The sequence below is a fragment of the Bacillus sp. FSL R9-9497 genome, from assembly GCF_038005805.1.
In the GTDB taxonomy this organism is placed as follows: domain Bacteria; phylum Bacillota; class Bacilli; order Bacillales; family Bacillaceae_G; genus Bacillus_A; species Bacillus_A cereus.
The window spans coordinates 2331536-2348418 of sequence record NZ_JBBOTY010000001.1 but is presented as its reverse complement, the minus strand read 5'-3'; the positions used below and the strand labels follow the sequence as shown (position 1 = coordinate 2348418).

Sequence of the window (16883 nt, the reverse complement as noted above, 5' to 3'; positions counted from 1 at the left end):
TCACACAAATATTTCACCTACTATATTCATAAAGTTGAAATATTTGAATCAGAAAATTCGGATAAAAAGCTAAATCCACAAATCATACCAAACAATTATTTAGTTATATTGTCATTTTATAGATGGCTTTAGCCATAAGGATATCAAGAATTAAGTTTTTTAATTTTATTAATATAATAGTTTATAGAAACTATTAATCCTACTAAACAAAAAAATAAATATACAATAAAGTATATTTATTTTTTCTTATCCTACATATTTTCTATGCAAATTAATTCCAATAACTAAAGTTGATAATAAAAATATAATATTACCAATCACTAATGTACTCATAACAAGAATTAAATAATATAGTATTAATACTTCTGCACCTACTACCTATTTTATTTATTGGATATTTATACTTCAAAAAAATTACACATCATTCACAATTAGGATACATACCCAAAATATCATTTGAACATGTTATTATATTTTAAGATAATATAAAATCAGTTTTTCTATAAGAGAACTTAATTTTTATGTAGTACGAAACTGTTAGTAATACAGCATATACTAATTTAGTTATAAAAACATTTAAAGACCACCTATTTCCATAAGTGATCTTGCTTTGTGATTCTGTATTTGTGCACTACTGTAGAAATATATCGTAGAAACGCTTTGTTTGCTAAATGTTTAGTTCTTTCCATTTACTAAAAAACATAGCTTCATACACTTAATATCATATTCGTTACATTGCAAACTATTATTTTGTCTTCTGTACAGGCAAACTACTAAAAATCAATTCCGCAACTTTTACATATCCTTTTGAGTTTGGATGAATTAAATCCTTAGACCAAAGCGTATTGTCATTAACTAAATGATGATTCCAAAAATCAACATGATGAAGCTTATACTCTCTGCTCAGTGAATGTATAACTTCATTTGCCTCTAATAATTGTTCTTTTATTACTTGTTTTTTTTCAGAAGCAAAAGGAAGCCTAACTGTAAAATCTGGAAGGTTTGCTATAATAATATCAGCCCCTGCTTTACTTAATGTATCTATCATAAATTCCATATCATTCTTATATGCATCATGATTCCAACGTCCTTTTAAAACATCGTTTGCCCCTGCAATGAGACTAACCAAATCTGGATTAAAAGTTAACGCCTTTTCCAATTGCTGCGAGCGAATTTCTTTAGTTACTAACCCACGCTTTGCAAAATTGGCATATTCTATATCGTTTTCACACAGTTGAACAAAATGATCTACCCAGCTTTTTAATGCAATTCCCTCAACTTCATCCCCTATCCCCTCTGTAAAACTATCACCAATTGCTACAAATCGCTTCCACATATGTATTCCCCCTTTATTTTTAAACATATCTATACTATACAATAGCTCACAGCGTAATTGTTATTTCTAAGTGTTTTTCGATTTCAATTATATTCGACTTTACTATATTTACATTTAGAATCCAAAATTGACCGATTCCCAAGTATACTAAGGAATCGGTCATATTCGTATATTTACTAAAGAAATAAAATCCCGCTAGGAATTATACTTTTTTTCAAAAAATTTGTTGTTCTTTGTTTTGCCCAGTTGATACATTTCTTTTCGATTAAATGATACGAAACTATAGAAAAAAGTATTGTCATTGCAATGCACAAAGTAAGAAGGAAAAAGATAGGTATCTTTGTATACAATAGTTTAAATAGTATCATCATGATTGGAAAATGACACAAATAGATACTGTATGAAATTTCTCCTAAGTATACAAATACACTCTTATTTAAAAATACTTTTACTTTTAGGTTACTCATAGCCATTATAATAAATATACTAACCCCCATTACGACACCCCAATCTTTTAATAAGAAAGTTGTATCATTACGGGAAAAACCATAAATTAAAATGGAATATAAATATAGAATAACCCCTAATGCAATAAGAAATCCTTTTTTAATTTTTTTCATATTCCTATATGAGTAGATAAGTTTTTCCTGATACTTAAAAAGTAACATTCCAACCATAAACATAGATGTAAAATGCAGTGTATCAGCATAACCATTATAAAATCCTTCAGCTTTCCCAATATGCAACATATTAAGAACAACACTAATTAAAGAAAAGCTCAAAGCAAATAGTATCGTTTTCTTCCAATTCAGTTTATAAAAAAGAAGGAATAACAAAGGAAACACAATAGATATACGCATTTCTTGAGCCAATGACCAAATAACTGGATTATAATTTTCCGTAAAAAAGTTATTAAGAAGCACAAAGTGGTTTAAAATATCTAATTTTGTTATAGACCCTTGCCACCTATCATAGAACCAATCCCGTAGTCCTACCACTTCATACGACGAAAATAAAATAAATAAAACAAAGGTAACGATTATCCAAAAATAATAAGGAATATAGATTCTTACAAATCTCTTAATTAAATATCCCCAATAATTTGTTTTTGAATGATAAAGTGCCATAGATAACACAAAACCACTTAGTACATAAAAAACGATAACAGCTTCCCCACCCGCCCATAAAAACCTAAGCGGGGAAAATTTAATAGAATTAGGCAACGATGGTAGCATTAAACAAAAATGTCCAAATACCACAGTAAGTGCCGCTAACCCTCGTATGGAATCTAATTCTTTTATTCTCTTACTCATAAAATGTTCTCCTTGTAAATTGTAAATTTTGCTGTTCATAAAGGCCACTATAAGAATGTAGTGGGAGAATTGTACATATTCTTTCTTTAAATTCCTAATATAAGCAGTACAAAGTTAATTTGACCTCCATTTCTTTATATACATAATTTAAAACAAAATATTTAATACAAAGAAAAGATTTTATTAAATTTTTATAAAGTGAAACATTTAGTTGTATCCTATAAAATTAGCTTTTTACTATATCAATCGCACTATCCCACATACCACTAAAAAAAGATCCTGTTTTACGTATAAAACGTGTAAGCCAATTTGCTTGTTCCACATCAGATTTTGTTACAAGGTCTATTTGTAATGAATTACCTGATAAGAACCCAGGATCTGTATTATCTTTAGACGAGATAATCATTTTACTAATTGTTACACCTTTTTTAATAGGCGCTTCTTGTTCCGTATTCGATACTTTAAATTCTTTTTTATAAATGTCTTTGTTGCCCTTCGGCATTGGAAGCGAAACAACTTGTTTCATTTGAACTACTACATCTTTTTCTTTTGCATTTGCTACTCGAACTGTTTCATGCCCTTTTACTACTGAATCTTTTCCATAGACATTCTTCACTTCAAAATTCGCAAATCCATAATCGTATAATTTCTTTGTTTCATCAAAACGTGCCGTATGAGATTTTGCTTTTATCACTACAGAAATTAGGCGCATACCATTTCTTTCTACTGTACCAGTGAAACAATCTCCCGCTTCTGGAGTCGTTCCTGTTTTCAAACCATCTACACCTTCATATTGCTTAATTAAGCCTTTTAACATCCAATTAAAGTTCGCCATATCAATTGGATATTTACCACCCTCTTGGAATGTTTTTTTAGGAATTTTTGCTGTATTTAATATTTGGGGAAAATCTTGAATAAGACGTTGTGCTAAAATTGCACAATCCCTTGCAGACATTTTATTTTTCTCTTCTAGAGTTGTCCCTTCTAGATGATATCCTTTTAAATCTTGATTTGTTAAGCCGGTAGAGTTTACAAACTTATAGTCTTTCATACCAAACTCTTTTGACTTATCGTTCATCATTTTTACAAAATTGACCTCTTTACCAGCAATCTGTTCAACTAAAGCAATTGTTGCACCATTTGCAGAGTAAATTGCCATTGCCTCATATAACTCTTTTACCGTATAAGAGCCACCATTTTCTAATGGAACATTTGATAGTGAACGATCTTGCGAAATCTTATGTGCATATTCAGAGATTTTAACTTTTTGATCCCATTTAAGTTTTCCTTTATCCACCGCTTCATGAACTAAGTATTCGCTCATCATTTTTGTCATACTAGCAATTGCCAATGATTCATCTGCATTTTTTTCATATAAAATTTTTCCGGAATTTGCTTCTATTAAAATTGCTGATCCTGCTTCAACGTCTATAGCAGGATCTGTTTCCGCTGCTGCTTTTCCAATTGTAACGACCATGCTACAAAATATTGTAAGCACTGTTACTATTGCAATAACTCTCTTGCAAAACATACCTTTCACTTCAGTTACCTCCAATTTCTTTGTACTAAAAAAAAGCGTTATTCTAACATAATCCCGCAAAAAAAAATAGACAGTGTTCTCAAATTGTATATACATATAAAACGTTAGAATCGCTTTCATATAGACCATCTCATCCGACACTTTTAGGTGCGCTAATACTTTGTATTTCCACACATATCCTTATTTTTAATCCCCTTATATTTTTCAAAATGATTCACACTTTCATATTTTTTAGGATTACAATTAATAGACAATCTAAATAATACATTTGTTCCACATTTACAAAAAATAAAAAACTACACCCTATACTGGATGTAGTTTTTCTAACTAATTTATTTATTTTTCACTTCATTTTTATAAAAAGTAAATAATGGTTCGATGGATGGACTAGATAACAGCGGAATTGCCTTCTCAATCAATTTCCTATCCCAATCAAACCAACGCATTTCCATTAACATGTTTATTTCTGTATCAGTGAATCGTTTCTTTATTTCCTTAGCAGGATTTCCACCAACTATTGTATACGGCGGAACATCTTTACTTACTACAGATCCTGCAGCAACAATTGCACCTTCACCAATAGTAACGCCAGGCATTATTATAGCATTCATTCCAATCCAAGCATCACTTTTAATGACTGTATTGCCCTTAGGTTCATATGATTGTTTAATTTGCTCAGCGAATGGATATACTGTAATCCATTCTGAGTGATGATTATGGTTACCACCCATTAAAATGACTACTCCACTTGCAATGCAAACATAATTCCCAATAATGAGTTTATCAAGGTGCCATCCCATCTGTTCAATTGGATTGAAAAGTGCTTGGGACTTAGCATCTCCCCACAAATACCTTACACATCCATCTTCAAAATTTTGATGACTATAATAGCCTGAATAATAGGAGTACTCTCCTACTTCAATGAGTGGATTTGTTACTATATCTTTTATATACTTTGTTTCTGACCAATGATTAAATAATGGATACTTCATAGCTTTATTCCTCGCTTCTAAGTATTATATATATTGCTATTTACTTAGAAGCTTACTACGACTGCTACATTTTTTAGCTTTCTCAAACGACGAATCATTATCTTCAAGCCTTTCTTTTATACTAGAAAAAGCATAACGCAATACATTACACTAGTCAAATTGTGTAATTTTGAACACATCTTAAACAGTGTAATACTGCAATAAGAACATGAAAACACTTTAACTTTGATACAAATAATATATTGATTACATTTAGTTCATATTTTGTAAAAAAATTTTAATTGCCATGACAAAGCAAACAATAACCACTATTGGTCGTATTAATGCCGTCCCTTTTGTAAGCACCATCTTCGCCCCAATATATGACCCTATAATTTGACCAAGCATCATAATCAATCCAATTGTCCAATCGATTTGGCCAAAAATAATAAAATACAACAAAGCAGCGAAATTACTTGTAAAGTTCAAAATCTTAGCATTTGCAGTCGCCCGTGTAGCACCATATCCACATAAAAGAATGAACGCTAAAGCAATTAAACTACCTGTTCCTGGGCCGAAGAAACCATCATAAAATCCCAGTAACGGAGCCACTGTTAACGCAAACAACAACATACTTATTTTTCTCGGTCGATCTTCATTTGCTATATTTGGAGATAATAGAAAATAAATCCCAATAAAAACAAGTAAAAAAGGTAATATCATAATTAGATATTCTGCTCGTATCTGTAAAACAAGCCATCCACCCAAAACTGATCCAAAAAAGGTCATTAAGATGGACAAACGCATTTCTTTAAGATTAATCTCTTTCTTCTTAATAAAAAACACTGTTGCCATGAGAGTTCCGCTACTCCCTTGCAGTTTATTAGTTGCTATCGCTACAGAAGGAGACATACCTACTAATAACATTATCGGGATAGTTATCATACCACCGCCTCCAGCAATCGTGTCTACCCATCCTGCTAATACAGCTACTAAAAATAGTAATATGAGTAATTCAATAGTAAAATCCATACAAAGAATATGGGAAGACTTGAGCTATTATACCCCAAACCTCCCCATCAGCCCTCCTCTCTTTAAACTAGTTAATTAAATCTTTAAAGTAACTTTCTTTCTGATCACGTAATCGGCTGGAAACGTATTGCCTGCAAACAATTCTTCTTCCGTATTTATTATTTCCAATCGGGATTTTATATTCTTCCTCAGATAACCTTTCCCTACCATGAGTTACATTTGTTTGTTTACCATAGTAAGAATTTGGTATAAGTAATAAATCTTCAGATGTAAGTGGAACCTTATAAGTAGGCGTTGTTCGTAAGAGTTCTAAAAACATGTCAAATTTCAATTTTTCTTCTTCACTTTCTCCCACATAAATCAATCTATTTTCTGCTCCATTTAAACAAGTTGCAATAATATCGCCATTATCATCCAAAAATATAATTTGGTTTATTTCCCCTACAAATCCAGATATTTCACCATCCGCCATTCCTGCTATATGAGCAATAGGCATTTTACTTATTGCCAATATGTCATCTTTACTGAAGTGATTTTCTTCAAGATGCTTTTGAAGTAATTTTGGCGTTCCAATATGAGTTTGAGTTTTTAAATTTAACACTCCTTTTAATAAAAGAGCATCAACTCTAGTAAATTTTCCACAAGTAATTTCAGACACTATTCGTTCCACAGATTTATTAAGTCTATTTGATACAATTTCTAAATTCGTATTGAATGTATTCAATCTTGCTTCAATATCTGATTTTTCTTTCATATCTGTATACACTGTGGCATCGTTATGTTGATAAAAGTTCCCGCCACCGGTGCTTGCACCGACATTTCGCAAAACTTCATCGTTATTTAAAGGAGAAATGAGATGAAATCTATTTTTCCCAGCATGTTCGGATGGGTGAATTAAAGCATCATAATTAAAAAGTGTGGCAAAAAGCCATGTGACCCATTCTGCATAAAAATATTTTTTCATTCTATCGTGTTCGTCTTCACCATAATTAAAACCTCTGCGATTTTCCCCAGGTAATAGTGTTTCCATAGGATCACATGGAGTATTTTTAATAAGGATAGGCGGTACGTTCCCACCACAATTCGCTATTTTTATCATGTGTAGTAGATTTTTCATGTCTGAATTCGGGGTTTTCTTTGAATAGTCAATCAAACAATTAAGCCACTCTTTTGAAAAATATGCTACTATTTCTTGATCACAAGTATAAGGATTATGAGTTTTTAATTCATTGTCTATTAGATTCTTCATTTTATCCTTCAATAGATTCGGAATAGTAATTTCTTCAATTTCTGTAATCTGCAGTATTCCTTTATTCATTATAAAACCTCCGTTGTTTTATTTTTTACACCCTATCTTCTATTAAACAAACTATCCACTTCTTTTTTACTCCTTTACTTTTCGTCAGAGCTATTAGAATTACCGATTTACAAATAAAAAACATGGAGTATAAGAGATTTCTTCTTAGTTACATTTCCCCCACGAACCTCTATTGAATTGACAAATTTAATTTAAAAATCTGATTCATTTTCATACTTTACTTTCAAACTATGTTTATATGATTTTCAATTCAAGTAAGAGTATTTCATTTTCTAAAGTTTTCCTAATTTTAAAATCAGAATTTTCAATACAACTATGTTAACACTAAAAATATAACACGAAACCAAAAAATGTAAATGAATAGTTTTTTTATAAAAAATAGTCAGACTATTTACAAGGTAATTCGTATTCCATTGAACCAACTACGGCCCCTCAATTTTATTGATAACAATAAAAAAGCCCCCTAAATGATAGAGGACTTTTTCCAAGTATATTCTATTTTAAAGTTCTTACTTACCTTTTACTTTAAAAGATATTGCTGTAACTTCTTTATTAACAGTTCCATCCCGTTTGGACTTACAATAATCTTCCCATTCGCTAACGAAATATTGCTGTCTGAAATATCTCCTGTAAGTGCACAAGCTCTTGGAGATTGATATTTTCGTAAAATAATCTGATCCTCTTCTATAAACATTTCAAGAGAATCTTTTTCTACAATTCCTAAACTCCGTCTTATTTCCATTGGAATAACAATACGCCCCATACTATCTGCTTTACGAGTAATTCCTCTTGATTTCATAAAATGCCACCCTTTATATTTATCTAATATTACGGTATTCATTTTAGCAATAAACAACAATTAGGAATAGTTCGTATTACAGTACTTTTTTTAGAAATAAATAACAATTAGGAATAGTTTATGTTAAAATTCTTTCTTGTTTATTCTTGATTTTTAATATATTTTTCCTTGATCATTTTTATATATTGTTTTCTTTCAGTTAGTTCAAATATAAATAATGCTTTTTTTATGTCTGTTAAACCAACTTCATTAGAGTGCTGAACTTTCAATAAAATTGCACCTTTTTCAAAAAACAATTCACCTAATAAGTATAAAGTATTCATATTTATGGCTAATTTTATGCCTATTTCACTATACTTTATTGCTTCTTCATATTGATTTGCAAGGTGTAAACATTTTGTTAACGTATGAATGAGTCTTAATTTGATTTCTTTTTCTCTAGGAAATTCTATCTTATTAAAATTAATTAAACTTTGTTTTAATATATTTATACTTTTCTCATACTCTTCATTTTCTGCATGTATTATAGCAATTGAATTCATTATGCTTATTTCTTTTTCTGATAAAAAGTTAGTACTACTTAAGGTTTGTTTTAGTGCTCTATTTAAAATGTCAAAAGCATTACTTGTTGCTCCATTTACATAATATATAGCAATCGCTTCATGCCATAATAGAAATTGTTTATCTTCTTTTGATTGGAAATTATCATCATTTTTCTCTTTTTTTACTATTTCGTAAAGCTCATTATATTGTTTTTGTTTTACACAATCTCTCATTACACATTTTACATTTTCAATATATTTTATTTTTTTATTTTTGGTTAGTGCGAATATATAATTTGGATCAATACCAAGTCTTTCAGATAATTGATACAACAATATGCTAGATGGATAAATAATACCTTTTTCTATCTTACTAATTTGACTTTGTGAACATATTCCATGACATAATTCAGATTGTGACATGTTTTTTTTCTTTCTAAGTTCTTTAATAATAATACCAAGATTGTAGAATTCCATCTTTCCTCCCTCAAATGTAACACTTTATGAGTATAAGAATATTTTCCAACTTTTAATGTAATGTAAAATTGATATAGTTACAATTACTAATTATATGGATTTATAGTTTCTTTTACAAACTTGTACCACAATACGAGAAATTATTAAAATATGGTTCACTAATAATCAATGTGCGTTTTATTCACCCCCACTGATTATTAGTCCATCCCAGGCAGGCGTTTACAGGGAGTCCGACTTCTTTGCCACATCTAGATTTTGAGGTGGGAGTCTTACTATCCGCAAATAGCCGGATTAAAATAAATATGATTTTTCACCTTTATTTCTTTTAATAGTTTCTTTTGATATTTATATAAATAATTTCGAAGGAGCGTATTTTATGAAAAGAATGTTGACCGAAAGAGAGTTAGAAGTGGCTATTTATGTAGCAAAAGGATATACGGATGCAGAAATTTCCAAAAAAATATATGTTACCCCTCGAAGAATTTCAACGATAATTAATCATATTAAAGAAAAATGGCATATTAATTCTAGAGTGGAATTAGGTATTTTAGTTTATCATTATGGTTTTATAGATGCACCCTTATTTTCAAATAAAAAAATTCAGCTATGTAAAAAGGTTGTACAATAGATAGCGGAATATAACGAGTTTAAATTGCAAATAAAAATAGAAGAGCAAACAAACTTTTATTATTTGGTTTACTCCATCACTTTTTAAATTTCAGACATTAATATAAAAAGGTTAGAGAATTAACTTCTCTAACCTTTTTATATACACTATTAGGTTTCAAACAGTAAAGATGCCCTAATGCTACCATTGATCCTGTTCCCTATTCAACCTTGTATAAACAAAAAAAAATCAGACATTACCACTATTCAAAACCAGTTACAATTCTCTCTTTCATTTTCTGTATTACTTCACTGCTCAATACTTTTTGACCAGCAGGAAGTTTTAATATGGCAGCGGCACCTTTACTAAGGTATATTTCTTGATCATTATTTTGATTTACTACCAATATTCCTTGCCCTTCAAATTCGAAATAACTAATATCTTTTGTTTCATTTGTATTATTTTTTATTGCTTTATATAATCCATATAAATCTTTACTTCTATTTTCTCCGCCCGTTCGAATCGGTTCAGTATCATTCGCAACAATTAGTCCTTCTGGCTGCTCACCCTTCATAATAAACCACAGCTTTTCATTTGTTGGTAATAGTAAATTCTTAAATTCAGAGCTATTTAAAATTTGCTGTGCTGGAATTGTTTCATAGATTGGTAACGAAAATGGAGATGTTGTTATTTTTTCAAAACTTAAATTTTCAGAAGAACTTCCCTTACTATATTGATAATCTTTTAATGCGATCGATTGTACTGATTCACTTTTATTTTTTGATGCATAACTAATTTTACTAGCGAAAATAATAACGGTCATTAAGCACATGCACAGTATCACAAGCTTAAGTAGTTTTCCCATTTATGAACCCCCGCTTTTAATATTATTAGTTTGCATGGATATTATAAACAGTTTCACTCCACCAAAAATTATTATTGTTATGGAACGTACTGAAATTATGATTATAATGATCACCATACCAAGGGTCCATGTATGTTATATAATCTGTTCCATTTGTCCCTTTATAAAATCCATCAAGTACTAGAAAGTGTCCGATGTTAGCTCCATTTTGCCACATAATGAGTGCAATCATCGGCTGATTACTATTAATTTGACTTTTGAACCAATCATAAGATTTTGCTCCAGAACTTATAGCTGAGCTAACACCATATCCCGATAATCCATATTGTATTTCACGTGAAGTTGCAGGATTATTATATGACCCACCCTTAACATACCTAACATACTGATCTTGTGAAGGAGTTTTCCCAAAATAATTTAAAACTGAAACCGAAGTGCCTGCCCAACACCAATTTGATCTTTCTTGTAATATGTTAGGTACAGATAATTTACGGTCTGTTGGTGTACTTGGGGGATTTCCATTAATATACGCTGACGTTACATATACTTTTTTTCCATCTTTAAAATAATAAAACCAACGATTATCTAAATTTCCTGTCCAGTAATCTTTAACCGCTTCACCATACTCCCATCCTTTAAAAGATACTTTTTTATTTCCGGGAATCACATCTACAATATTTGCATTCAAACTTTTTGCCTCTCTAACATTTACATTCAATGGAGCTGTTGTTCCTGAAAATTCAACTTCTTCTGCTATTATTTTCTGAACACCAATAAAACTAAATGTGAAAAACAATAAAAACATACAAACAATAAAATGCTTTCTTTCCTTCATTTCTCCACCCCTTCATTAGTACTAAAAAACATCAACAATTCATCCTTATTAATTGTTCAAGCTTAATATTACATACTAACGAAAAATGACTTCTCATAAAGTGAAACTTTAATCAGTAGTGGTTTTATTCATCCCCCACGATTATTAGTTGAACCAATCGGGCTGCCCGGCAAATAGCGGGATAAATTCCAATACAAAAAAGGAGCCTATAAATTTTTATAGGCTCCTTTTTATTTCGTCGTTATTACTTAGCTAATTCTTTCGTACCCTTCATTACATCAATGAAGAATCCCCAGTTATTCACTACAGAAGAGATACTGATATGTTCATCTGGAGTGTGGACGTTGAAAATGTCTGGTCCGAATGAAATTGCATCTAATTCAGGCATCTTTTGAACGAATGCGCTACACTCAATCCCCGCATGCACAGCGAAGATTTCAATTTCTTTATTGTATTTTTCTTGATGTACTTTTTCAAATAAATTACGAATTTGTGAGTTTGGATTGTATGGCCATTCTGGATACTCTGACTCTATTTCAAATGTAGCACCAACTAATTCAGCAATATATTTGATTTCTTCTGCAACATGTTGTTTTAAACTACTTACAGAACTTCGCACTTCGTTACGTAATTTAATTTCATCTTGCAACGTTTCAATAACGCCTAAATTTGTTGAGCTTTCTACAAGACCTTTAATATCCATGCTCATACTTTGAATGCCATTCGGAATTAAGAATAATGATGAAATAAGCTGCTTTTGTGTCTCTTTAGCAAATACTTTTTCAACTGTTTCATCCAATTTTGTCAGTGTAACATGAACATCTGGATCAACAGCACGCATTTCTTCTTGTAATACACGTGTCCATGATTCTAGTTTTTCTTCTACTTGTCCTACATCTTCTGTACGAATTAAAATTGTAGCTACACTTTCACGCGGAATTGCATTCGTTTTTAATCCGCCGTGAACTTCACTTATGTAAAACTCCGTACGTGCTGATAAATCACGTAATACTCGTCCTAATACTTTGTTCGCATTACCGCGTTGTTTATCAATCTCCATACCAGAATGTCCGCCTTTTAGACCACCAACATATAGACGGTATGCATCCATATTCGCTGGCGCTTCATCCCAAATTACGGGAATTGTTTCAACAGCTTTCGCACCACCTGCACTACTTACAAGTAATTTATGATCTTCTTCAGAATCAATATTTATAAATATCTTTCCTTCAAAATGATTTGGATCAATAGCAAAAGCCCCGCCCATTGTCGTTTCTTCTTCAGTAGTGATAACGACTTCAAGTGCTGGATGCGGAATTTCTTTCGAATCTAATAAAGCTAATGCATACGCAACTGCAATACCATTATCAGCACCTAGAGTTGTTTGATTTGCATATAACATGTCCCCAATGATTCGTAATTCAATTGGATCTTTTTCAAAATCATGTACTGTTGCTTGATTTTTTTCGCAAACCATATCCATATGACCTTGAATAATAATAGCTGGTACATTTTCATAACCAGCTGTTGCTTCTTTTTTAATAATGACATTTAATGCTTCATCTTGAATGACTTCTAAGTCACGCTCTTTTGCAAAGCCCACTAAATAATCACTAATTTCCTTTTCATTACCTGATCCTCTAGGAATCTTTGAAATTTCTGCAAAATGATAAAATACAGGGTGCTTTGTTAATTGTTCTAAAGTAGAATACATTTTTCAAGCTCCTCTCAAAATGAAAAAATAGTATGTAAGTCTTTTATCATTATACCATGATTCATTATTTTACCTTTCTTTTAACTTTTATTGTTCATTTTATGTACAACACTCTTACAATATTGTAAGGGCGTTGTAAGCTATATCGATTTTTTTCATTTAATAATAGTCGTATACTTTTTAAAGAAACACATTAAAGGAGATAAAGAAAATGAAAAAGTTTTTAGCAATTATTACACTATGTTTATTATTTTTTAGTTTTACTATTGGCTGTGAGAGAGCGTCACTAAATAGAATTGGTAAGGATGTATATTACATGCAGATAAAAGGCGAAGGAACTATCGAAAAAGTAGATGGTAGAAACTTACGAAACTATACGCTGCCCGCATATGATGAAGATGGTGTCAAAAAACAAATTACATTTAGAAGTACAAAAAAAGAAAACAACCATAAATTAAATGAAGACGCGTTTTTACGCCTTTATGTAGATCAAGATGATAATAGCAAAAATGAAATATCATCAATTGAAGTAAAGTCCTATGAAGAGATTCAGAAAGCAGATTTACCTGAAAAAGTAAAAGATAAGTTTACTATTAAATAAAAAAACAAAAGAAAATGCTCTATGCATTTTCTTTTGTTTTTTTCACCTGTATATATTTTGAACTACTATTATTCATCAGTTTCTCTAACCGATTTATATTCTCCGTTAATGCACCTTTCACAAGAGAGAAATCTGTATTGGATTCTTCTTTTTTTTCTTTAAAAAACGAAGACTTTTGTACATTGACTTCAGCCATCTCTTCTCCCCCTTTTCAAAAAGATACAACCTTTTATTTATATTATATAGCAAATGTAGAAAGAGTGTACACTTATGATTTTCTTTTTAATTCTTCTTCTAATTCTTCTACTTGCTGCAACGTATCCCCTTTTATTAAAGAGAAATCTGTTGTATCTTCGTTATCTTCTTTAAAAAAATCATTGTCATAATCTTTTACCACTACAATCACCTCTACATGCTAGTGTAGGAATGATTGTCCAATTTTATTCAACTTTGTCGGATTTTGTTTTTAATTTATGTATAGAAGAAAAGGACAGAAAAAGATTCTGTCCTTATTTACTAAAATAACTATGATGTATTGTTAAATTATATACATTTTCAAAATCCCGATCTTGCAGGTTATTTTTCTTTCCATCAATAACAATGAAAACGTCACTTACTATTTTTGCTGGTATAACCCCGACATTTTCTACTTGCACCGCTTTCTGCTCATTCAATTGCTCGATATGTTCTAACGGAACGATAATACTAAATTGCGAGCGAATACCACGAAAGTTTGTATTTAATTCTTTCGCGGCTTCAAAAACAACAATTTTCGCGCCAATCTTTTCCCCGTATGAATCTAAAAATGCATTTAAGCTCTTTGTATATTCCTCTTCCGTATGCCATTCCATCGTACCGAATACTGCTGGATTAACATTTTGAATAATTGTCGTGTATATTTCTCCTCTCGCTTTAGATGCAATTAATGATCTTTTTATGGATTGAACTGTCTTGCCAATATCGCTAAATTTCGCACCCCATATTTCTGAAATATTAGGCGTTAAAATGAATGCAATATCTACAAAAATAACCATTGCAGTAAACATTAAAAGATTTTTCCAGAGGGTTAAATCGATTCCTTTTATCATGAAATACACGGTGACAGATATGATAAACAAACCATACCAAGTCTTTCTAATACGTTGCTTTTTCTCCTCGTACAACTCTTCATTTTTCCAATAAAAGAAAACAAGGACTACAAAGACAATCGCTAAAACAAATAAGCCAATTCGAATGTTAGAGATCATTAATCACATCACCCTCCATTCAAAAACTACTCACGATACCATTACATGCGCAAGCTGCTCTCTTTATGACAAAAGACGTGGACAAGCTTCTAAAATTAGCTACATCGCATATATATTAGAAGGTACCACGTCTTTTATCCTGCTATTTGTGGGCAGTAAGACCCCACTGATTAAAATTCCACTTTACCATGAGTCTATATTGTATATGTAGACAAGCATTCATTTCAAATTTTCGTATTAAAAAGAAATATGTTTCGGAATTTCCCCTTCAGGTACTTCTCCATCCATACTTAAATAATAATGACGAATCGGACTTAAGTTTTCGTCTAATTCATAAACAAGCGGAATGCTAGTTGGAATATTTAATGAAACTACACCATCACTTGAAAGTTTGTCTAAATATTTTACTAGCGAGCGAATTGTGTTACCGTGTGATGAAATAATTACTTTATTATCACTTTTTAATGTCGGCGCAATTTCTGAATGCCAATAAGCAAGTACTCTCTTCTCCGTATCCTCTAAACATTCAGTTAATGGAAATTCACCTTTTTTGAGTGTTTTATATCTTGGATCGGTCGCTTCATATCGAGGATCGTCTTCAGTAAGAGCCGGTGGTCTTACATCAACACTTCTTCTCCAAATATGAACTTGCTCCTCACCATATTTTTGAGCAGTTTCATCTTTATTCAACCCTTGCAATGCACCATAATGTCTTTCATTTAGCTTCCAAGATTTATGTATTGGGACCCAAGTAAGATCCATCTCATGAAGTACAATCCATAACGTCCGAATTGCGCGTTTTAATACAGATGTATAAGCCACATCAAAAGTATATCCGTTTTTCTTTAATATTGCTCCTGCTTCTCTCGCTTCACTTAATCCATTCTCTGATAGATCAACATCTGTCCATCCAGTAAAGCGATTTTCAAGATTCCATAAACTTTGTCCGTGACGAATAAGTACAAGTTTTATCATTATAATTCCCCTTTCGGAAATGTGAATTTTATTGTTCCATTACGTACACGTATAAAGTATCTAGTAATGTATCTTTTCATCCATTCACTCTATGACCAATCGATAGTTGCCAAATGTATGGATAAAATTTGTTCTTTTTCAAACGATAAAAACAGAAGCTTTTTCATTATTTTTGATCGACTGGTATTTCCCGTTTCGATATCCAAGCATCAAAACCTGATCGGCTATTTGCCATTTCATTCATAACTTGGTGCCAATTGTCCTCACATGATTCACCAAATTTTGAAAAAATAGCACCCATTTGTTGTCTTTGTACATCACTCAGTTTTTTCTCTAAATCTGTACCTTTTTCTGTTAAAGACAACTGTTTTACACGTCGATCATGCATAGCTTCATTACTCTCAATTAAGCCCTTTTCCACAAGTTGACGTAGCGGCCCGTGGAGAGCTTGTTTACTTATTTCTAATAGTGATAATAACTCATTTACACTTATCCCTGGAAAACGTGCGATAAAAAATAAAATTCGATGATGTACTCGTTGAATGCCATATTCTTTTATAATTTCATCTGGCTTTTCAGTAAATGTTTTATATGCAAAATAAAATAATGCTAATGCCTCATTCATCTGCTCTTCTTTATGTTGTGTCATCTACTTTCCCCCTGTATGTAAATTATACCACAATCTAGTAATGAATATTTTAATCAACGCAT

18 protein-coding genes are annotated in these 16883 nt (G+C 31.2%); 2 read left to right on the top strand and 16 right to left on the bottom strand.

The genetic code is table 11. The annotated features are described in order from the left end of the window. Positions 1-745 precede the first annotated feature (745 nt). From MKY21_RS12195 to MKY21_RS12160, 8 genes are all read right to left on the bottom strand, one after another. Positions 746-1336, bottom strand: coding sequence for an SGNH/GDSL hydrolase family protein (locus tag MKY21_RS12195; RefSeq protein WP_000265884.1), 591 nt, complete (start codon positions 1334-1336; stop codon positions 746-748). Between the two features lie 176 nt (positions 1337-1512). Then, positions 1513-2688 carry an acyltransferase family protein gene (locus MKY21_RS12190; protein ID WP_001999762.1) on the bottom strand — a complete coding sequence of 392 codons (1176 nt, stop codon included), beginning with the start codon at positions 2686-2688 and terminating at the stop codon, positions 1513-1515. 187 nt (positions 2689-2875) lie between these two features. Continuing rightward, positions 2876-4189 carry a D-alanyl-D-alanine carboxypeptidase family protein gene (locus MKY21_RS12185; RefSeq protein WP_044797530.1) on the bottom strand — a complete coding sequence of 438 codons (1314 nt, stop codon included), beginning with the start codon at positions 4187-4189 and terminating at the stop codon, positions 2876-2878. A 332-nt stretch (positions 4190-4521) separates the two neighbouring features. Further along, complete coding sequence (locus MKY21_RS12180) at positions 4522-5181, bottom strand: CatB-related O-acetyltransferase (RefSeq protein WP_000876939.1); 660 nt, start codon at positions 5179-5181, stop codon at positions 4522-4524. A gap of 252 nt (positions 5182-5433) precedes the next feature. Beyond that, a complete protein-coding gene (locus MKY21_RS12175; RefSeq protein ID WP_341076349.1) occupies positions 5434-6192 on the bottom strand; it encodes a TSUP family transporter in 759 nt (252 codons plus the stop codon). Positions 6193-6259: 67 nt separating this feature from the next. Further along, positions 6260-7510, bottom strand: coding sequence for a hypothetical protein (locus tag MKY21_RS12170; protein WP_001032362.1), 1251 nt, complete (start codon positions 7508-7510; stop codon positions 6260-6262). A 520-nt stretch (positions 7511-8030) separates the two neighbouring features. Beyond that, positions 8031-8309, bottom strand: a complete 279-nt coding sequence (locus tag MKY21_RS12165; protein WP_000842216.1) for an AbrB/MazE/SpoVT family DNA-binding domain-containing protein — start codon at positions 8307-8309, stop codon at positions 8031-8033. 140 nt (positions 8310-8449) lie between these two features. Further along, positions 8450-9328, bottom strand: a complete 879-nt coding sequence (locus MKY21_RS12160) for a helix-turn-helix domain-containing protein (RefSeq protein ID WP_000397983.1) — start codon at positions 9326-9328, stop codon at positions 8450-8452. A 376-nt stretch (positions 9329-9704) separates the two neighbouring features. Between MKY21_RS12160 and MKY21_RS12155 the strand changes: the two genes are divergently transcribed. Beyond that, positions 9705-9956 carry a response regulator transcription factor gene (locus MKY21_RS12155; protein WP_000827560.1) on the top strand — a complete coding sequence of 84 codons (252 nt, stop codon included), beginning with the start codon at positions 9705-9707 and terminating at the stop codon, positions 9954-9956. Between the two features lie 241 nt (positions 9957-10197). Here the strand turns inward: MKY21_RS12155 and MKY21_RS12150 are convergent, their stop codons facing one another. The 3 genes from MKY21_RS12150 to pepD form a co-directional block, all read right to left on the bottom strand. Then, the gene (locus MKY21_RS12150; RefSeq protein ID WP_000517260.1) at positions 10198-10800 is read right to left on the bottom strand and encodes a hypothetical protein; all 603 of its coding nucleotides are present in this window, start codon (positions 10798-10800) and stop codon (positions 10198-10200) included. A gap of 25 nt (positions 10801-10825) precedes the next feature. Continuing rightward, the gene (locus tag MKY21_RS12145) at positions 10826-11635 is read right to left on the bottom strand and encodes a papain-like cysteine protease family protein (protein ID WP_000664542.1); all 810 of its coding nucleotides are present in this window, start codon (positions 11633-11635) and stop codon (positions 10826-10828) included. Between the two features lie 244 nt (positions 11636-11879). Further along, complete coding sequence (pepD, locus tag MKY21_RS12140) at positions 11880-13349, bottom strand: beta-Ala-His dipeptidase (protein WP_044797535.1); 1470 nt, start codon at positions 13347-13349, stop codon at positions 11880-11882. Between the two features lie 211 nt (positions 13350-13560). Here pepD and MKY21_RS12135 point away from each other — a divergent pair, with 211 nt between their 5' ends. Further along, complete coding sequence (locus tag MKY21_RS12135; RefSeq protein WP_000713864.1) at positions 13561-13950, top strand: YxeA family protein; 390 nt, start codon at positions 13561-13563, stop codon at positions 13948-13950. 19 nt (positions 13951-13969) lie between these two features. Here the strand turns inward: MKY21_RS12135 and spoIISB are convergent, their stop codons facing one another. From spoIISB to MKY21_RS12110, 5 genes are all read right to left on the bottom strand, one after another. Next, positions 13970-14146 carry a stage II sporulation protein SB gene (gene spoIISB, locus MKY21_RS12130; RefSeq protein ID WP_000852627.1) on the bottom strand — a complete coding sequence of 59 codons (177 nt, stop codon included), beginning with the start codon at positions 14144-14146 and terminating at the stop codon, positions 13970-13972. 72 nt (positions 14147-14218) lie between these two features. After that, entirely contained in the window at positions 14219-14347 is a 129-nt protein-coding gene (locus tag MKY21_RS12125; RefSeq protein WP_000237818.1) for a hypothetical protein, read from the bottom strand. Between the two features lie 112 nt (positions 14348-14459). Beyond that, complete coding sequence (locus tag MKY21_RS12120; protein ID WP_044797536.1) at positions 14460-15197, bottom strand: type II toxin-antitoxin system SpoIISA family toxin; 738 nt, start codon at positions 15195-15197, stop codon at positions 14460-14462. Between the two features lie 237 nt (positions 15198-15434). Then, a complete protein-coding gene (gene gpmA, locus MKY21_RS12115; protein WP_044797537.1) occupies positions 15435-16172 on the bottom strand; it encodes a 2,3-diphosphoglycerate-dependent phosphoglycerate mutase in 738 nt (245 codons plus the stop codon). A 166-nt stretch (positions 16173-16338) separates the two neighbouring features. Beyond that, positions 16339-16821: a MarR family winged helix-turn-helix transcriptional regulator gene (locus tag MKY21_RS12110; RefSeq protein ID WP_000191888.1), complete on the bottom strand. Its 483-nt coding sequence runs from the start codon at positions 16819-16821 to the stop codon at positions 16339-16341. Positions 16822-16883: the final 62 nt, after the last annotated feature.